A 17,119-nucleotide genomic window follows, 5' to 3' on the forward strand; every position below is an offset into this window, starting at 1 on the left:
GGCGAAGACCCAGCAGGAACGGAGCAGGCGGTGAGCGACGAGGCGGGAGCTGCGGTGCGGCGCCGGATTGATGCCCTGTGGCGTATCGAAGGCGCACACATCGTCGCTGCCCTCGCCCGTGCCACCCGGGACGTTGGCTTCGCCGAGGATCTGGCCCAGGAAGCCCTGGCCGAGGCCCTGGTCCAGTGGCCGGAATCCGGGACACCGGACAATCCTGCCGCCTGGCTCACCGCCGTCGCCAAGCGCAAGGCCATCGACGCCTGGCGCCGTTCCGAGCGGCTCGAGGAGCGGTACGGGGCCATCGCCCGGGACCTGGAAGACGACGACGGCGTGGCCTGGGTTCCGCTGGAGGACGACGTGCTCCGGCTCGTCTTCACCGCCTGCCACCCGGTCCTCTCCCGGGAGGCGCAGATGGCGCTGACGCTGCGGGTGGTGGGCGGCCTCACCACCGAGGAGATCGCAAGGCTGTTCCTCGTTCCCGTCGCCACCGTGCAGCAGCGCATCGTGCGGGCGAAGAAAACGCTGGCGGCGGCGCGGGTGCCTTTCGAGGTTCCCGAGCCCAACGAGTGGGGAGCCCGGCTGGGAGCGGTCCTCGGCGTCGTCTATCTGATGTTCACGGAAGGGTACGCCGCCACCACGGGAGATGCATGGATCAGGCCCGACCTTGCCCACGAGGCCCTGCGGATCGGGCGCATCCTGGCCGGGCTGGTCCCCCGCGAACCCGAGGCCCACGGGCTGGTGGGCCTGATGGAGTTTCAGGCCTCCCGATTCCCTGCCCGCACCACTCCCGACGGGTCTCCGGTCCTGCTGGCGGACCAGGACCGGACCCGATGGGACCGGGCCCAGATTGGCCGGGGACGTGCCGCCCTGCGCCGCTGCGACGGGCTGGGCCGGGGCCGCGGCAACTACGCGCTGCAGGCCGCGATCGCCGAATGCCACTCGATGGCGCCAAGCGTCGACAACACTGACTGGCAGCGCATCGTGCTGCTCTACGAGGCGCTGGGCAGGATCGCTCCCAGCCCCGTGGTGGAACTGAATAGGGCCGTGGCAGTATCCATGGCCACCGGACCGGCGGCCGCGCTGGCCATCGTGGACGGCCTCGCCGCCGGAGGGGCTCTGCGCGGAACACACTTGCTGCCCAGCGTCCGCGGGGAACTGCTGGTCCGGCTCGGGCGAACCGGGGAGGCGCACACCGAGTTCATGACGGCGGCGGGTCTGGCCAGGAACCAACGCACACGGGAGCTCTTGGAGGACCGGGCCACCGGCCTAGGACCGGCACCCGGCACCTGACCGGCACCGCCGTCTGCCCGGTTCAGCCGCTGAAGGAGATGTCCTTGGTCTCTGCCACCGTAGCGGTCCGGCCGGGCCCTCCATGGTATTTCCAGTAGAGGTTCGTGTGGGCTATGACCTGTTCCGGCGGAGGGGCACCCCATTCGGTCAGGTCCTCCGTGGTGTGGGCGTCGCTGAACGACTTGTGCACCACCGGTTCCTGCTCGCGGCGTCCCGGTTCGGGCACGTACTCCCAGGCCTCGCTCCCCTGCTCCAGCCGGTCGTCGGAATGCCGGACCCAGATGACCGGGACCCGGCTTCGCGGGCCCTGTCCACCAGCGCGGCGATGTTGGACACCACTGCGTCCCGCTGGTGGGCTTCGGCCACGACTCCCTTCTGCATATCAAGCACCATCAGGGCGGTGTTGGGCCGGTCCGGCAGCGTGGTCATGTGGATGTTCCTTCCCCGGGTGTCAGGTCTGGTCTTCGCCGCCTTCGTCCTCCAGCAGTCCGCGCTGGGCGGCATCGGCTGCCTCTGACGCCTCCGGCGGCAGGGGGTCGGTGGCCGGCGGTACATCGCTGGGCGCATAGTCTGTCAGACCTGCGGCGACGCGCTCCTGCTCCGCGGCCCTCTCGAACGCGTCGTCGTCAATGTCTTCCGGCATCTTTCCGTGGCCCGTGCGGGTGGGAGTGGGCAGCGCATCCTCTTGGGGAATAATGACATCGTCGACGCCGGGTGCCTGCTCTTCGTCTGGAGTGGACATTCAGGGCTCCTTTTTGTTCGCTGGTGGGTCCCAGCCTAGAGGCCGTGGCCAGCCTTGTGAACACCCCGAAGATCCGGTGAGGCGTTGCAGGAGGAGCGGCCGGGACGGAAGAATGGCCCTATCCGCTTCCCCGCAGATCGGACCAAAAAGCATGACCCGCATCCTGCTCATCGGCCCGCCCGGCTCCGGCAAGGGCACCCAGGCGCATCGGCTCAGCGGACAGCTGCACATCCCGGAGATCTCCACCGGGGACATGTTCCGCAGACATCTCTCCGAGGGGTCGCCCTTGGGCCGGGACATCAAGGAATTCCTCGACGCCGGCAACCTCGTCCCGGACAATCTCACCACCGCCATGCTGCGGGACCGGCTGCAGGAACGGGACGCGAGGAACGGCTTCCTCCTGGACGGCTACCCCCGCACCGTGAGCCAGATGGACGACCTCGACGGCATCCTGGACGCCACCGGGACCAGGCTCGATGCCGTGGTTGAAATTACCGCCGACGACGACGAGATCGTCCGGCGGCTGCTGCTCCGCTCCGAGGCCGAGGGCCGGAGCGATGACACCGAAGACGTCATCCGCCACCGGCTGGAGCTGTACCGGCAGGAAACCGAGCCCGTCATCGCCCGCTATGGCCGGCGCAGCCTGCTGGTCAGCGTCGACGGCACGGCGGACATCGATGCGGTCACCGTGAGCGCACTTCACGGCATCGAAACGGTCAGGGCGCAGCCCTGAAAGCCGCAGCCCTAAACAGCGCGCCGTTCACGCCGCCTTCCACACATACCTCCGCTCGGGACGTCCGACGCCGTACTTGAGTGTCACGTCCACCAGCCCCTCGTCGTTGAGGTACTCCAGATAGCGCCGCGCGCTGACGCGCGACGTTCCCACCTGCACAGCAAGTTCGGCGGCCGACACGTCGCCGCCGGCGGCACGCAGCGCCTTCTCCACCACCTGGAGGGTCTCGGCGCTGCAGCCTTTCGGCAGCGGCCGGTCCGCGCGTTCCAGCCCAAACACGCGGTTGACGTCCGACTGCTCCGCCACGTCCTTGGACGAATCGAGGCTCCGGTACGTGGTGCGGTAGTGCTGCAGCCGCTCCTGCAGGTCGGTCTGGGAAAACGGCTTGATCAGGTAGTGCACGATCCCGCCGCGGAGCGCCTTCCGCACCGTCTCCACCTCGCGCGCAGCGCTGATCACCAGCACGTCCAGCTCGGGCGCCACTTCACGCAGCTGGTGCATCAGGTCCAGGCCGTTGACGTCGGGCAGGTGAATGTCCAGCAGCACCAGGTCCGGCTGCAGCCGTTCGGTCTCCAGCACCGCCTGTGCTCCCGTATGCGCCACCCCGACGACGGCAAACCCCTGCGTGCGCTGGATAAAGCCCGCGTGGACTTTGGCCACCATGAAGTCGTCGTCGACGATAAGTACCTTGATCAAGGCCGCTCCTCCCTAAGCATCGGCAGTTCTGCGCATCAGCAGTGCCGTAAACACCGCACCGTGGTCGTTCCGCACCGCGAGCCGGCCGCCGCGCCGCTGGCAGACCACCCTGGCGAGCGCCAGGCCGTAGCCGCGGCCGCCGTCGGGTGAATTTTTGGTACTGAACCCCTGCCGGAAAATATCGTCCATGACCTCCACCGGGACCCCCGGTCCCGAGTCCCGCACGTCAACCCGCACGCCGCCGTCGTTCTCCCCGATATGTACCTCGACCTTCGCTTCGGAGGTGTTGGTGACGGCGTCGAGCGCGTTGTCCACCAGGTTGCCCACCACTGTGGTCAGGTCACGGGACAATTCCTCATCCACCTTGCCCAGCCGGGATTCCGCAGCTAGCTGCAGGGAAACCCCGCGCTCCGTGGCGAGGCTCGATTTTGCAATCAGCAGAGCGGCGAGGGCGGGGTCCTCGATCCTGCTGGTCACGTCGTCGTTCAGGCGGGTCCGGTTGGACGTCGTGCCGTTGACGAACTGGACGACGGCATCATACTCGCCGATCTGGATCAGGCCCGAGATCGTGTGCAGCTGGTTGGCGAACTCGTGTGCCTGCGCCCGGAGGGTGTCGGTGGCCGTCCGCGTCGTGCCCAGCTCGCGTTCCAGCGAAGCCAGCTCCGTCCGGTCGCGGAGGGTGGTGACGGAGCCGATCACGCGCCCGTGCGAGCGCATCGGCATCCGGTTCAACACCACCAGTTTCTCTCCCACGAGGACCAGCCGGTCCGGGCCGGGCTGGTCCTGGGTGAGGACCTCACGCAGCGCAGGCGGCACCTCGAGAGCGGCCAGGTTCTTCCCGACGCAGTCGTGCGGCAGACCCAGCAGGCTCCGCGCACTGTCGTTGACCACTGTGATCCGCTGCTGGGGGTCCAGCGCCACCACGCCTTCCTTGAGCCCGTGCAGCATCGCTTCCCGGTTCTCCACGAGGCCGGTGATCTCGTCCGGTTCCATGCCCAGCGTCTGGCGTTTAACGCGGCGCGCCAACAGGAACGAGCCCGCCACGCCCAGGACACTGGCCACGCCCAGATAGGTCAGCAGGTTCGGGACAACGTCGCCGAGCCGCTCGAGCACCGAGGGGTAGCTCCTGCCGACGACGGCGATCCCCACCATCTTGCCGGCGTCGTCCAGCACCGGAACGTGGGCCACTACGGCCTCCTCTGCCCCGGTTCCGACCACCCCGGTCCATGCCCGCCCGGACATCACCGCACTATCGCCGAGTTCCAGCTGGCGGCCCACCAGCGACGGATCCGACGACGTCACCATCGTCCGGTCGGACCGGGCCAACGCAACCTGGGAGGACCCCGAAATCGTCCGCACCGCCTCGGACACTGAGGGAAGCACCGATCCGCTTTGCGGCTGGGCATCCGGCAGGAGGCTTCGGACTGCGGGGGTAGCAGCCAGCGTCTCCGCAGCCGAGAGCGCACGCCGGCCCTCGACCCGTTCAAAAGCTGCCGCCGACTGGGCCAGCGAAATCGCCACCACGGCCACCAGCACGGCCAGCACAATCAGGAGCTGCAGCCGAAGATACTGCCCCGCAAGGGACATTCCTCGCCGTCGAGTCATGTGCTGCTGTTCTTCCTGTGGGTTTGCGGGTGGGGGTGAACTATACGGGACACGCTACCGGACTTTGGGCGGTGTGTTCCGCGGAGTCCACAGCGCCTGAACCGCTTACGGGACGCCTCGGCGGGCAACCTCGTTGGGAGCCGGAAACGTGAACGAAATGAACTTAACTTTCTCTGGTTACACAAGCGTGAGCCCCGTCACGTTCGGGCCTAGCATCGGAGGCACCCGATCAAATGGATCGAAAAACGAGAAGAGGAACAACATGCGCGGAATGAGCGCACTGCGCGTGGCCGCAGTAGCCGCAGGCATCGCCCTGATGGCGTCCGGCTGCGGAGCTACCGGCAAGACTGCCGCCGGCCCCTCCACGAGCGGAGCAAGCACCGCACCCCTTGCCGGGCTTCGCATCATGGTGCCGAACACTCCCGGCGGCGGCTACGACACCACGGCGCGCGCCGCGGCGAAGGTTCTCGAGGACGAGAAGCTTGCCACCAACCCCGAGGTCTTCAACCTGGCCGGTGCCGGCGGCACCGTTGGCCTGGCCCGCATCGTCAACGAAAAGGGCAACGGCGACCTCGCCATGCTCATGGGCCTTGGCGTCGTCGGCGCCAGCTACACCAACAAGTCCGAGTCGAAGCTGACCGACACCACCCCGCTGGCCCGGCTCATCGAAGAGCCCGGCGCCATCATGGTGTCCAAGGACTCGCCGTACAAGACCATCGACGATCTGGTGACGGCGTGGAAGAAGGACCCGTCCAAGGTCAGCGTCGGCGGCGGCTCCTCGGCCGGCGGCCCGGACCACCTCCTGCCGATGCAGCTCGCCGGTGCCGTCGGCATCGACGCCAAGAAGGTCAACTTCGTTTCCTACGATGGCGGCGGCGACCTGCTTCCGGCAATCATCGGCAACAAGCTGGGCTTCGCGGCTTCCGGCGCCGGTGAATACATCCAGCAGATCAAGGCCGGCGATATCCGCGTCCTGGCAACCAGCGGCGAGAACCGGCTTGAGGGAGTGGACGCCCCCACGCTCAAGGAATCCAAGATCGACCTGGTCTTCAGCAACTGGCGCGGCATCGTGGCCCCTCCCGGCATCAGCGACGCCGACCGCGACGCCCTGATCGCAACCCTGGAGAAGATGCATGAATCAGCATCCTGGAAGGAGACGCTGAAGACGCGCGGCTGGACCGACGCCTTCATCACGGGCGACGAATTCAAGTCCTTCCTCACCGACCAGGACAAGCGCGTTGCCGACGTCCTGACGAAGCTCGGCCTGGCGTGACCTCCTTGGCCTCCCGCCTCAAAGGCCGCTCCGAGCTGGGCGTCGCAGCCCTGCTCGGGGCGGTCGGCGCCCTGGTCCTCATTGACGCAGCGCGCCTGGTTGTGCCGTACTCCCAGTCGGATCCGGTGGGCCCCAAGGCCCTGCCGATGATCGTGGGAGGACTCCTGCTCATCTGCGCCGTGCTGCTGGCAGTAAACGTTCTCCGGGGCGGACGCGGCGAGGCCGAGGCCGGCGAGGACGTCGACCTGACCCACCCGGCCGACTGGAAGACCGTCCTGCCTCTGGCCGGCGCCTTCATCGCTAACATCCTGCTGATCGACTGGGCCGGCTGGGTCATCTCCGGAACGGTGCTCTTCTGGGGCAGCGTTTGGGCGCTCGGAAGCCGCCACTATGTCCGCGACGGACTGATCTCCCTGGCTCTGGCGCTCCTGACCTTCTACGGCTTCTACCTCGGCCTGGGCATTGCCCTTCCCGCCGGGCTCCTTGAAGGGATTCTCTAGATGGACGTCCTGTCCTCACTCATGGACGGGTTCGCGACCGCGCTGACCCCCATGAACCTCCTGTACGCCCTGATCGGCGTCATCCTGGGCACCGCCGTCGGCGTCCTGCCCGGCATCGGCCCGGCCATGACCGTGGCACTGCTGCTCCCGGTGGCCACCGTCCTTGAACCGACCAGCGCGTTCATCATGTTTGCCGGCATCTACTACGGCGGCATGTTCGGCGGTTCCACCACCTCGATCCTGCTCAACACCCCCGGCGAATCGTCCTCGGTGATCACCGCCATCGAGGGCAACCTGATGGCCAAGGCCGGCAAGGCCGCCCAGGCATTGGCGACGGCGGCCATCGGCTCGTTCGTCGCCGGCGCCATCGGAACCTCGCTCCTTGTGGTCTTCGCGCCGATCGTCGTGCAGTTCGCGGTGAGCCTTGGCGCCCCAAGCTACTTCGCCATCATGGTCCTGTCGCTGCTCGCCGTCACCGCCGTCCTGGGCTCGTCCAAGCTGCGCGGCTTCGCGTCCCTCGGACTCGGTCTGGCAATCGGCCTCGTCGGCCTCGACTTCGTCTCCGGCCAGGCCCGCCTCACCTTCGGCCTGCCGCTGCTCTCCGACGGCCTCGACGTCGTCGTGATCGCCGTGGCGATCTTCGCCGTCGGCGAAGCCCTGTGGGTGGCGGCGCACCTGCGCCGCACCCCGCTGCAGATCATCCCGGTCGGCAGGCCGTGGATGGGCAAGCAGGACTGGAAGCGGTCCTGGAAGCCGTGGCTGCGCGGCACTGCCCTCGGTTTCCCCTTCGGCGCGCTGCCGGCCGGCGGCGCCGAGATCCCCACCTTCCTCTCCTACGTCACCGAGAAGCGGCTCTCCAAGCACCCCGAGGAGTTCGGCAAGGGCGCCATCGAAGGCGTCGCCGGGCCCGAGGCGGCCAACAACGCGGCCGCAGCCGGCACCCTGACCCCGATGCTGGCCCTTGGCCTGCCGACCAACGCCACAGCAGCCGTCATGCTGGCCGCGTTCACCCAGTTCGGCATCCAGCCGGGACCGCTGCTGTTCCAAAATGAAGGCCCGCTGGTATGGGCGCTGATCGCCAGCCTGTTCATCGGCAACTTCCTGCTGCTGCTGGTCAACCTCCCCCTGGCCCCGGTTTGGGCGAAGCTGCTTCGGCTGCCGCGCCCCTACCTGTACGCAGGCATCCTCTTCTTCGCCACACTGGGCGCCTACTCGGTGAACCTGCAGGCGTTCGACCTGATGCTCCTGCTGGTCCTGGGCGCCCTCGGCTTTATGATGCGCCGCTACGGGCTGCCCGTCCTGCCGCTCATCCTCGGCGTAATTCTGGGGCCTCGCCTCGAAAAGCAGCTCCGCCAAGCGCTGCAGCTGAGCGCGGGCGACGTGTCCGGCCTCTGGAACGAACCGATCGCCGTCGTGGTCTACATCATCGTGACACTGGTACTCCTGTGGCCGCTGGCGGCGAAGCTCTGGCGCGCCCGGCGTCCCCGGACGGGCGGGCTCGTCATGGCCGGCGGACCTGCTGTTGATGGACCCGCCGCCGGACCCGCTGCCGCACCGTCCGTCGAGGCGCCTGCTGTTGAGGGACGCCCTGTTGAGGGATCCGCTGCTGAGGCACCCGCTGATCGGGGGCCTGATGCAGGGCGCCACCGCTCGGACGCCACCCATGCCAACCACGGACAGGAGAAATCGTGAGCATCATTGTCGGCTATATCCCCACGGCCGAGGGCACCGCAGCCCTGGACCGGGCCATCACCGAGGCGCAGAAGAGCCAGAGCCGGCTGGTCATCATCAACTCCTCCCGGGGAGACGCCATCGTTGACAAGCGCTACGCCCAGGCGGAGGACATCTCCGCATTGACGGAGCGGCTGGACCGGGAAGGGATTGAGCATTTGGTCCTGCAGCCGGTGCGCGGCCACGATGCGGCCAACGAGGTGCTGGAGGCTGCGGAGAAGTACCGGGCCGAACTCATTGTGATCGGCCTCCGGCGCCGCACTCCCGTGGGCAAGCTGATCATGGGCAGTGCTGCGCAGCAGATCCTGCTGGAGGCATCCTGCCCGGTGCTGGCCGTCAAGGCCAGCTGATCCCATAACCAGGCACCACTCGACTAGCCTCAAGAGGTAGGGGCCCGCGCTCGGCGGGTTCCTGCCTCTTTTGGTCTTAAGGCAGAAGGACAGCATGCACCAGCTCGCGATTCTCGACGACTACCAGCGCGTGGCCCACAGTTATGCGGACTGGAGCTCCCTCGAACAGCGTGGCGTGGACGTCACCGTGTTCAACCGGCACCTCGCCACTGAAGCTGAGGCTGTGGAGACGCTGCAGGAGGCCAGCATCATCATTGCCATGCGGGAGCGGACGCCCTTTCCGGGCCGGGTCCTCGAAAAGCTGCCCCGGCTGAAACTGCTGGTCACCACCGGCGCCGCCAATGCCTCGATCGATGTGGAGGCAGCCTCACGGCTGGGGATCACCGTCTGCGGAACGGGCGGCTCCCCCACAGCCGCGCCCGAACTGACGTGGGCGCTGCTGCTGGCGTTCGCCCGGAACCTGACCCAGGAGGAGGCCTGCCTGCGCAGCGGGCGTTGGCAGACCGGCGTCGGCTTCGAACTGTCCGGCAAAACCCTTGGAATTGTGGGACTGGGCAAGATCGGGAAGCGCATCGCCGGCTACGGCCGCGCCTTCGGGATGGAGGTGCTGGCCTGGAGCCAGAACCTGACCGAGGAAGCCGCCGCGGCGGCAGGCGCCAGGCAGGTCGGCAAAGATGAGCTTTTCCGGGAGTCCGACGTCGTGTCCCTGCATCTGCGGCTGTCGCCGCGTTCTGAGGGAATAGTCGGTGAACGTGAACTGCGGCTGCTCGGCCCGGACGGCGTGCTGGTGAATACTGCCCGCGGTCCCCTGGTGGAGCAGCAGGCGCTGGTCACGGCATTGCATGAGGGGTGGATACGCGGGGCGGCGCTCGACGTGTTCGATCAGGAACCGCTGCCCGCCGGCCATCCCCTCCTCGGGGCGCCACGGACCCTGCTGGCCCCGCACCTGGGATACGTGACCGACGCCAGCTACCGGGCCTTCTTCGGCGGCGCACTCGAGGACGTCGCGGCGTGGCTGGACGGCTCGCCGATCCGGGTGCTGACACCCAACTAGGTAGCACATCAGGGCGTTCCCAGCTCTGAGAACGCCCTGTGCTGCTACCCAGTTGGGGTCAGCTAACGGAACCGTCGAGCGTGACGGTGCCGGCGTCGCCGTCGACCTTTACCTGCTGTCCGCTGGTCACGCGCTGGGTGGCCACGCCCGTTCCCAGGACGGCGGGGATGCCGTACTCCCGGGCGACGATCGAGCTGTGGCTCAGCGGGCCGCCAACGTCCGTGACAACGCCGGACGCCATCGCGAACAGCGGTGTCCAGGCGGGAGTGGTCATGCGTGCCACCAGCACCTCGCCCGGCTGCATGCTGGCGAAGTCGTCGGGGCCGTGCAGCAGCCGTGCCGGTGCGCTTACGTGTCCGGAGCTGGCGCCGACACCGGTGATGACGTCGCCCGCCTGTTGCTGGGTCCGCGCGGGCATCATGCTGCCAAACGCGCGTTCCATCCAGCGGCTTTCGGGCAGCAGCTGCGGGGCCGCGGCTTTCCGCTGGCCACGCCACAGCATCTTGCGCTGCTCAACGGCCTCTGCCCGCACGGGCCCGTCCGTGCCGGTGATCGCCGCGCCGGGCGTAGCCAGGCCGAAGTCGACGGCGTTGCGGAGTTCGTCGAGGCGTAGCCAGAAGATGTCGGACGGTGCGGCGATGACGCCCGAGGCGGTAAGCCGCTCCCCCAGCTCCAGCAGCATCCGGCGCATCAGCGGCCAGGCCAGTCCGACGTCGGCCAGTGCGTCCTCACGGACGGGCGCCGCCTTCTGCGCCCAGCGCAGCAGCCTGCGGAAGACGGCGCGGCGTCGCGGCCCCAGCCTGGCGCTGATCAGCCGGCCTTGCTCCTCCCGCCGGTCGGCAGACCGCTGCTGGCGCTCATGTGGATCCTTCCCCTGCCCCCGCACGAAGTACCTCAGGGTCTCGAGCAGGGCGGAGGGGTCGTCGGCCGGCACAGGGTTCACGAAGTCAAGGTTGTAGACGGCGTGCCCGTAGCGGTCCAAGTGCCGCTGGAGGCGGGAACGCCATTCGTCCCACTGGCCCTGGTCTACCCCCGCAACACCGTCCACACCCGCCGGGAGCGTACCGCTGCGGAGAGCTTCGGCAATGCCGGCCGCCGGTCCCTCCGTGATGGCCGAGGCAAGCTGCGGCCTTTCGCGGGTCCACACCGCCAGGTCATACAGTGATTTCTCCGCGCGGATGGGTTCGCTGTCATAACCGACGAGGAAGACCTCCGCGGACGGGCCGCCGGGCCGCCGGACGAGCTTGTCGTAGTAGCTCCGGAACATGATCTCGCTGGTTGCGGCGATCGGGATGATGGACTGCACGGCGGTGTAATAGGCAGCTCCGGCGTCCAGCAGCGCGGAAATGCCTTCCAGCAGTTCAGAAGCGGAACGGTCCGACGGCGGTTTGGCCGCCCAATACTTCACGAGCCCGCGGTACTTCGGGTGCGAGTGGTCGCGCCATCCCTTGATGCCCATGTTGGCCTTGCCCTGGGCCAGCGCCCGCATCGCCGTGAGCGATTTGCCCATGACCCGCCGCATCCCGGCATTGTTGTAGTAGTAGTACGCGTAACCGTTGACCGTGGGCAGCGAGACGTCCCCGGGCCGCACCACGCTCTTGCCGAATGCCTCGTTGAGCAGGGCGTTCAGGGACCGCACCACCGCGCCGTCGATGAGGTCGGCGAACAGGGGCGACAACGGGTCCGGCAGCTGCTCCACGATGCTGGCCCGGAAGTACATCCCGTTCGGATAGGGCAGCGGCCACTCCGTCGGGGCATCGGCCGAGGGCTCCGGAAGCGCGGTGATGGGACGGGCCTGCAGGATGAAAAAGTCCCCTGCCGCCTGCGCCCATTCGATGTCCTGGGGCACCCCGAAGTGCTGCGCAATGGCCGTTCCCTGCCGGGCCAGCGCGGCCGCCGCGTCGTCGTCGAGTACGGGCGCCCGGCGTTTATCTTCGGGCACCGGCTGCTCCCTGGTGCCTGTTCCGTCGTAGACCGTCATGACAGTCTTGTCCGCCGTCCGGCGCTGCCCTACCCGGCCCGTCGCGGCATCCACTATGACGTCGTCCGTGGTGACGGCCCCGCTGACCACGGACTCACCCAGCCCCCAGGCGGCACTGATCACTATCTCGTCGCGGCGGCCGGTGGCCGGGTTGGCGGTGAACAGCACGCCGGCGGCCCCGGCGTCGACCATCTCCTGGATCACCACCGCGAGGCGCACCGTGGACGGATCAAAGCCGTGCCGTACGCGGTAGGCCATGGCGCGGGCATTCCACAGCGAGGCCCAGCAGTTGATGACGGCGGCGGCGACGGCCTCCGGCCCGGTGACGTTCAGGTATGTGTCCTGCTGGCCGGCGAAGCTGGCCGAGGCCAGGTCCTCCGCGGTGGCCGAGGAGCGCACCGCAACCCGTGCGGCGTAGTCGCCGCTGGACTCTGCACCGTCCTCTTCGCCCAGGTCCGTCGCCTGGTGGCTCAGCCGGGCGTATGCAGCGCGGAGTTCGGCGCCTATCTCCTCGGGCATCGTGCTCTCGGCGAACAGGGAGCGGATCTGCCGCGCGGCGGCCTCGTGGTCGTCGTTCGAAGCTCCGGCGGGAAGCGCGGCGAGGTCGAGAATGCGGCCGGCTATCCCGTTTGCGTTGACGAAGTCCTGGTAGGCCGGCGTGGTGAGCACAAAACCCGGCGGCACCGGAAAACCGGCCCGGGCCAGCTCGCCGAGGTTGGCGCCCTTGCCGCCTGCCTCGTCCACATCGCTGCGTCCCAGCTGGTCAAAGTCCTTGATGTAGGTCATGACCCTGCGTCCCTTCTGCCCGGGAGCCGGGACCGCGGCATTGCGGCTGGGGACCCCGTTCTAGCGCTGCACCCTATTTTGGCACTGCACGTGATTCTGGCAATGGGGCGGGCCACCGGGAATGGCTGCCGGGGGAGCCGGCTAGACGTCGCCCCGCGGGCGCCACACCACCACGGCCTGGGAACGGGGCCGGGGGCGCTGGCCGCGCGCCAGGCTCACCACGTCGCCGGCGGTGCCGGCGGCGAAGATCCGGGATTCCAGCGGCTGACGACGGCGGGCCAGTTCGTTGGTCAGTTCGGCCACCCGGTGCTGCAGGGCAGCAACCTGGTTTTCGAGTTCCAGGATGCGTTTGATCCCCTCGAGCGAGACGCCCTCGTGGGACAAACGCTGCACCTCACGGAGCCGGTTCACGTCCCGCTGGGAGTAGCGGCGGGACTTGCCCGGCGCCCGACTGGGCGAGACGATGCCCAGCCGGTCGTACTGGCGGAGTGTCTGCGGGTGCATGTCGGCGAGCTCGGCGGCCACCGAGATGACGAAGATCGGCTGATCGAAGTTGATGTCCACGGCCGGCACCCGTCGCTAAAGCCGGGCTTTGGCTGCCAGGCCCTGGCGGACGTCCGCGCCGGTGGTGGCGGCCGCAAATGCTTTCACGGCCTCCTCCGCTTCCTTGCTCAGGTTTTGCGGTACGGCGACGTCGATGGTCACCAGCAGGTCACCGGTAGCCTTCGACGTCTTTACGCCGCGGCCCTTCACCCGGAGCGTGCGCCCCGACGGAGTACCGGCGGGAACGCGGACCCGGACGTGTTCGCCGTCGATCGTGGGAACCTCGATGTCGGCGCCCAAAGCAGCCTCGGGGAAGCTGACGGGCACGTGGATCCGGAGGTTGTCGCCGTCGCGGGTGTAAAAGTCATGGGCCTTGACGTTGACCGTGACCAGCAGGTCACCGTTGCCCGCAGGGCCGTACTGGCCCTTGCCGCGGACGCGCACCTTCTGGCCGTCCTTGATGCCCGCGGGCACCCGGACGTCAATGACCTCGCCGTCCGGTTCACGCAGCCCGATGGTGGTGCCGCGGATGGACCCGGCGAAGGAGATGCTGGTGCTGGCCGTCCGGTCGGCGCCCTTCTGCGGGGCGCGCTGGTAGCCGGCCGGGCCGCCCCCGAAGCCGCCGCCAAACAGGTCGGCGAACTCGGGCGGGACGCCGCCAGCGGTGCTGAACCCGCCGGGCTGGCGGCCGCCGCCGGTGAACAGGCCGCCGAAAAGGTCCTCGAAGCCGCCGTTCGCCGTGCTGCCCGCACCGTGCGGGGCAAAGCGCGCACCGCCGCCCATGGCCCGGATGGCGTCATACTGCTGCCGCTCATCAGGATCCGACAGGACGGAGTACGCCTCGGAGATGTCCTTGAACTTCTTCTCCGCAGCACTATCCCCGGAGTTCGTATCGGGGTGGTACTGCCGCGCGAGCTTCCGGTAAGCCTTCTTAATGTCAGCGTCGGAAGCGTCCTTGGCAACACCAAGGATCTTGTAGAAGTCCTTGTCCACCCAGTCCTGGCTAGCCAATGGCGTTTCCTTTCAAAAATCTGAGCCGAAATGGCAGTTCACAGCAATGCGGTTGCCCAACACTGCTGCGAACTGCCATCTCGATGGGGGTAATGCTACGCGGGAACTGCGACGATAACCTGGGCTGCCCGGAGAACCCGCTCGCCTGACTTGTAGCCGGAGCGGAGCACCTGGCTGACGGTGTCAACCTCGATGTCGTCGCCGGGCTGCTGGATGAGGGCCTCGTGAATGGTCGGATCGAACTCCACGCCGGTCTCATCGATGCGGGTCAGGCCGTACGTCTTCAGCGCATTCTCCAGTTTGGTGGCGATCGCGGCGAACGGGCCGTCCGCGAGGTCACCGTGCTGGCGGGCAGCGTCGACGTCGTCCAACACCGGCAGCAGGGAGTTCAGGACGCCGACGACGGCCATCTCCCCTGCTACGGCACGGTCGCGTTCAACCCGCTTGCGGTAGTTGACGTACTCGGCCTGCAGGCGGAGCAGGTCGTTCTTCAGCTCCGCCGCCTCGGCGCCGGTGGTTGAGCCCGTCGAAACCCCCTGCGCCACGGACTCCTCGGCGGGAACCTCGACCTGGTTGAGGATTTCCTCAGCCTGGGCGAGGGCGTCGCCGTCGGAATCCGCCGGGCTGGTGTCCGAGGACTGCCCGCCCTCCGGGTGCCGGGCCTCCCCGGTCACCGGGTCCACCTTGCGGTGGTCCCGGATGACCGGCTCGTCACGGTTGCTGCTGCTCTGGTCTCGGGAAGAGTTGTGCTCTTCTTCGTTACCGTGATGCGGCATGGTTACTTCTTCTCTTCTTCGTCGACGATCTCGGCGTCGACGATATCCTCGTCAGCCTTGCCGTCGCCGCCTGCGGCACCACCAGCTGCACCTTCGGCACCCGCAGCGCCGGTGGCGCCGTCCGGGGAACCTGCCTGGGCGTAGATGGCCTCGCCAAGCTTGGTCTGGGAAGCCTGCAGCTTCTCAAACGCGGTCTTGACGGCGGCGTCATCGGTCCCCTCGAGGGCCTTCTTGAGGGCGTCCACGTCGGCCTGGACCTCGGTCTTGACCTCTTCCGGCAGCTTGTCGCTGTTGTCGGCGATCAGCTTGTCCACGGAGTAGGCGAGCTGCTCTGCGGTGTTACGGGTGTCGGTGGCCTCGCGGCGGGCCTTGTCCTCGGCTGCGTGCTCCTCGGCGTCCTTGACCATGCGGTCAATGTCTTCCTTGGAGAGCGCCGTGCCGCCGGTGATGGTCATGGACTGTTCCTTGCCGGTGCCCTTGTCCTTCGCCGAAACGTGAACGATGCCGTTGGCGTCGATATCGAAGGTGACCTCGACCTGAGGGACGCCGCGCGGAGCCGGTGCGATGCCGGTCAGCTCGAACGTGCCCAGCGGCTTGTTGTCGCGGGTGAACTCACGCTCACCCTGGAAGACCTGGATGGCCACGGACGGCTGGTTGTCGTCAGCCGTGGTGAAGGTCTCGGACCGCTTGGTGGGGATGGCCGTGTTGCGCTCGATCAGGTGCGTCATGACGCCGCCCTTGGTTTCGATGCCGAGGGACAGCGGGGTGACGTCGATCAGGAGGACGTCCTTGCGCTCGCCCTTCAGCACGCCGGCCTGCAGTGCGGCGCCCACGGCGACGACCTCATCCGGGTTGACCCCCTTGTTGGGCTCCTTGCCGCCGGCCAGTTCCTTAACCAGCTCGGAAACGGCGGGCATGCGGGTGGAACCGCCGACGAGCACGATGTGGTCGATCTCGGACAGCTTGATGCCGGCTTCCTTGATGACGTCGTGGAACGGCTTCTTGGTGCGCTCGAGCAGGTCCTTGGTGAGGTCCTGGAACTTGGCGCGGGTCAGCTGCTCGTCCAGGTGGACCGGGCCGTCCGGGGTGACGGAGAGGTACTGCAGCGAGACGTTGGTGCTGGAGGAGGAGGAAAGTTCCTTCTTCGCCTGCTCGGCGGCTTCGCGGAGGCGCTGCAGGGCGATCTTGTCCTTGGAGAGGTCGATGCCCTTGACCTTCAGCTGGTTCAGCAGGTAATCGACGACGCGGTTGTCCCAGTCGTCGCCGCCGAGGCGGTTGTCACCGGCGGTGGCGCGCACCTGGATGGTGGAGAAGTCGTCCTCGTCCTTGCCGACTTCGAGCAGGGAGACGTCGAACGTTCCGCCACCGAGGTCGAAGACCAGGATGAGTTCGTCTTCCTTGCCCTTGTCCAGGCCGTAGGCCAGGGCGGCCGCGGTGGGCTCGTTGACAATGCGGAGGACGTTCAGGCCGGCGATCTCGCCGGCTTCCTTGGTGGCCTGGCGCTCGGCGTCGTTGAAGTAGGCGGGAACGGTGATCACAGCGTCGGTGACCTTTTCGCCAAGGTAGGACTCGGCGTCATTCTTCAGCTTCATGAGGACACGGGCGGAGATTTCCTGGGCCGTGTACTTCTTGTCGTCGATGGCGACGGACCAGTCGGTGCCCATGTGGCGCTTGACGGAGGCGATGGTGCGGTCGATGTTGTTGACCGCCTGGCGCTTGGCGATTTCGCCAACCAGGACTTCGCCGGACTTGGAGAACGCAACGACCGACGGCGTGGTGCGGCCACCCTCGGCGTTGGCAATAACGGTGGGCTCGCCACCTTCGAGAACGGAGACGACGGAGTTGGTGGTTCCGAGGTCGATACCTACTGCACGTGACATGTGTTGCTTCCTTCTTTCCGTGGAAACTTTGGGCTCGCCCACTCCTTGAGCGATCTGCACTCAACTTTACTCCGCACGGAATTTAAGTCAATCCAAACTTGAGTCAGGTACGCTCAACTTCGCACCGGCGCAACACTATCCGGACGCAGGAAACCCCCGGCACCCGGC

Annotated in this window: 16 protein-coding genes; 7 read left to right on the plus strand and 9 right to left on the minus strand. The window is 67.6% G+C overall.

All coding sequences use genetic code 11. The features are described 5' to 3' along the window. Positions 1-30 precede the first annotated feature (30 nt). The gene (locus ACTHQX_RS14855) at positions 31-1,290 is read left to right on the plus strand and encodes an RNA polymerase sigma factor (protein WP_440158231.1); all 1,260 of its coding nucleotides are present in this window, start codon (positions 31-33) and stop codon (positions 1,288-1,290) included. 22 nt (positions 1,291-1,312) lie between these two features. Here the strand turns inward: ACTHQX_RS14855 and ACTHQX_RS14860 are convergent, their stop codons facing one another. Beyond that, entirely contained in the window at positions 1,313-1,516 is a 204-nt protein-coding gene (locus ACTHQX_RS14860) for a hypothetical protein (RefSeq protein WP_440158233.1), read from the minus strand. A gap of 225 nt (positions 1,517-1,741) precedes the next feature. Beyond that, entirely contained in the window at positions 1,742-2,032 is a 291-nt protein-coding gene (locus tag ACTHQX_RS14865; RefSeq protein ID WP_440158235.1) for a hypothetical protein, read from the minus strand. A 151-nt stretch (positions 2,033-2,183) separates the two neighbouring features. Here ACTHQX_RS14865 and ACTHQX_RS14870 point away from each other — a divergent pair, with 151 nt between their 5' ends. Beyond that, positions 2,184-2,765, plus strand: coding sequence for an adenylate kinase (locus ACTHQX_RS14870; protein WP_440158237.1), 582 nt, complete (start codon positions 2,184-2,186; stop codon positions 2,763-2,765). Positions 2,766-2,792: 27 nt separating this feature from the next. On the opposite strand, the gene ACTHQX_RS14875 is transcribed toward ACTHQX_RS14870, so the two are convergent. Together ACTHQX_RS14875 and ACTHQX_RS14880 are read right to left on the minus strand one after the other, a co-directional pair. Continuing rightward, entirely contained in the window at positions 2,793-3,461 is a 669-nt protein-coding gene (locus ACTHQX_RS14875) for a response regulator (protein WP_440158239.1), read from the minus strand. Between the two features lie 12 nt (positions 3,462-3,473). Further along, positions 3,474-5,048 (minus strand): sensor histidine kinase, encoded by a 1,575-nt coding sequence (locus ACTHQX_RS14880; RefSeq protein ID WP_440158327.1) that lies wholly within the window; start codon positions 5,046-5,048, stop codon positions 3,474-3,476. Between the two features lie 280 nt (positions 5,049-5,328). Between ACTHQX_RS14880 and ACTHQX_RS14885 the strand changes: the two genes are divergently transcribed. The 5 genes from ACTHQX_RS14885 to ACTHQX_RS14905 all read left to right on the plus strand — a co-directional run bounded on the left by ACTHQX_RS14885 (position 5,329) and on the right by ACTHQX_RS14905 (position 9,974). After that, positions 5,329-6,339 (plus strand): Bug family tripartite tricarboxylate transporter substrate binding protein, encoded by a 1,011-nt coding sequence (locus ACTHQX_RS14885; RefSeq protein ID WP_440158241.1) that lies wholly within the window; start codon positions 5,329-5,331, stop codon positions 6,337-6,339. Next, entirely contained in the window at positions 6,336-6,839 is a 504-nt protein-coding gene (locus ACTHQX_RS14890) for a tripartite tricarboxylate transporter TctB family protein (protein ID WP_236805572.1), read from the plus strand. The genes ACTHQX_RS14885 and ACTHQX_RS14890 overlap by 4 nt, the downstream gene beginning before the upstream one ends. Beyond that, positions 6,840-8,531, plus strand: a complete 1,692-nt coding sequence (locus tag ACTHQX_RS14895) for a tripartite tricarboxylate transporter permease (protein WP_440158243.1) — start codon at positions 6,840-6,842, stop codon at positions 8,529-8,531. Continuing rightward, the gene (locus ACTHQX_RS14900; RefSeq protein ID WP_236805579.1) at positions 8,528-8,920 is read left to right on the plus strand and encodes a universal stress protein; all 393 of its coding nucleotides are present in this window, start codon (positions 8,528-8,530) and stop codon (positions 8,918-8,920) included. Before ACTHQX_RS14895 ends, ACTHQX_RS14900 begins: the two co-directional genes overlap by 4 nt. 94 nt (positions 8,921-9,014) lie before the next feature. Further along, positions 9,015-9,974, plus strand: a complete 960-nt coding sequence (locus ACTHQX_RS14905) for a D-2-hydroxyacid dehydrogenase family protein (protein ID WP_440158246.1) — start codon at positions 9,015-9,017, stop codon at positions 9,972-9,974. Between the two features lie 58 nt (positions 9,975-10,032). Here the strand turns inward: ACTHQX_RS14905 and ACTHQX_RS14910 are convergent, their stop codons facing one another. The 5 genes from ACTHQX_RS14910 to dnaK form a co-directional block, all read right to left on the minus strand. Further along, on the minus strand, positions 10,033-12,741 hold the full coding sequence (locus ACTHQX_RS14910) for a PEP/pyruvate-binding domain-containing protein (protein ID WP_440158248.1): 2,709 nt from the start codon (positions 12,739-12,741) through the stop codon (positions 10,033-10,035). Positions 12,742-12,882: 141 nt separating this feature from the next. Continuing rightward, positions 12,883-13,305, minus strand: a complete 423-nt coding sequence (locus tag ACTHQX_RS14915) for a heat shock protein transcriptional repressor HspR (RefSeq protein ID WP_440158251.1) — start codon at positions 13,303-13,305, stop codon at positions 12,883-12,885. 15 nt (positions 13,306-13,320) lie between these two features. After that, the gene (locus ACTHQX_RS14920) at positions 13,321-14,295 is read right to left on the minus strand and encodes a DnaJ C-terminal domain-containing protein (protein ID WP_236805584.1); all 975 of its coding nucleotides are present in this window, start codon (positions 14,293-14,295) and stop codon (positions 13,321-13,323) included. Between the two features lie 95 nt (positions 14,296-14,390). After that, the gene (locus ACTHQX_RS14925; protein WP_236805586.1) at positions 14,391-15,071 is read right to left on the minus strand and encodes a nucleotide exchange factor GrpE; all 681 of its coding nucleotides are present in this window, start codon (positions 15,069-15,071) and stop codon (positions 14,391-14,393) included. A 2-nt stretch (positions 15,072-15,073) separates the two neighbouring features. Next, positions 15,074-16,951: a molecular chaperone DnaK gene (gene dnaK / locus ACTHQX_RS14930; RefSeq protein WP_236805589.1), complete on the minus strand. Its 1,878-nt coding sequence runs from the start codon at positions 16,949-16,951 to the stop codon at positions 15,074-15,076. Positions 16,952-17,119: the final 168 nt, after the last annotated feature.

The organism is Arthrobacter sp. SAFR-023 (assembly GCF_051965295.1).
Taxonomy (GTDB): domain Bacteria; phylum Actinomycetota; class Actinomycetes; order Actinomycetales; family Micrococcaceae; genus Arthrobacter.

Coding starts and splice junctions, on each gene's coding strand:
- ACTHQX_RS14865 (WP_440158235.1), bottom strand. CDS start 2,032: ATGTCCACTCCAGACGAAGAGCAGGCACCCGGCGTCGACGATGTCATT.
- ACTHQX_RS14870 (WP_440158237.1), top strand. CDS start 2,184: ATGACCCGCATCCTGCTCATCGGCCCGCCCGGCTCCGGCAAGGGCACC.
- ACTHQX_RS14880 (WP_440158327.1), bottom strand. CDS start 5,048: ATGTCCCTTGCGGGGCAGTATCTTCGGCTGCAGCTCCTGATTGTGCTG.
- ACTHQX_RS14885 (WP_440158241.1), top strand. CDS start 5,329: ATGCGCGGAATGAGCGCACTGCGCGTGGCCGCAGTAGCCGCAGGCATC.
- ACTHQX_RS14895 (WP_440158243.1), top strand. CDS start 6,840: ATGGACGTCCTGTCCTCACTCATGGACGGGTTCGCGACCGCGCTGACC.
- ACTHQX_RS14905 (WP_440158246.1), top strand. CDS start 9,015: ATGCACCAGCTCGCGATTCTCGACGACTACCAGCGCGTGGCCCACAGT.
- ACTHQX_RS14910 (WP_440158248.1), bottom strand. CDS start 12,741: ATGACCTACATCAAGGACTTTGACCAGCTGGGACGCAGCGATGTGGAC.
- ACTHQX_RS14925 (WP_236805586.1), bottom strand. CDS start 15,071: ATGCCGCATCACGGTAACGAAGAAGAGCACAACTCTTCCCGAGACCAG.
- dnaK (WP_236805589.1), bottom strand. CDS start 16,951: ATGTCACGTGCAGTAGGTATCGACCTCGGAACCACCAACTCCGTCGTC.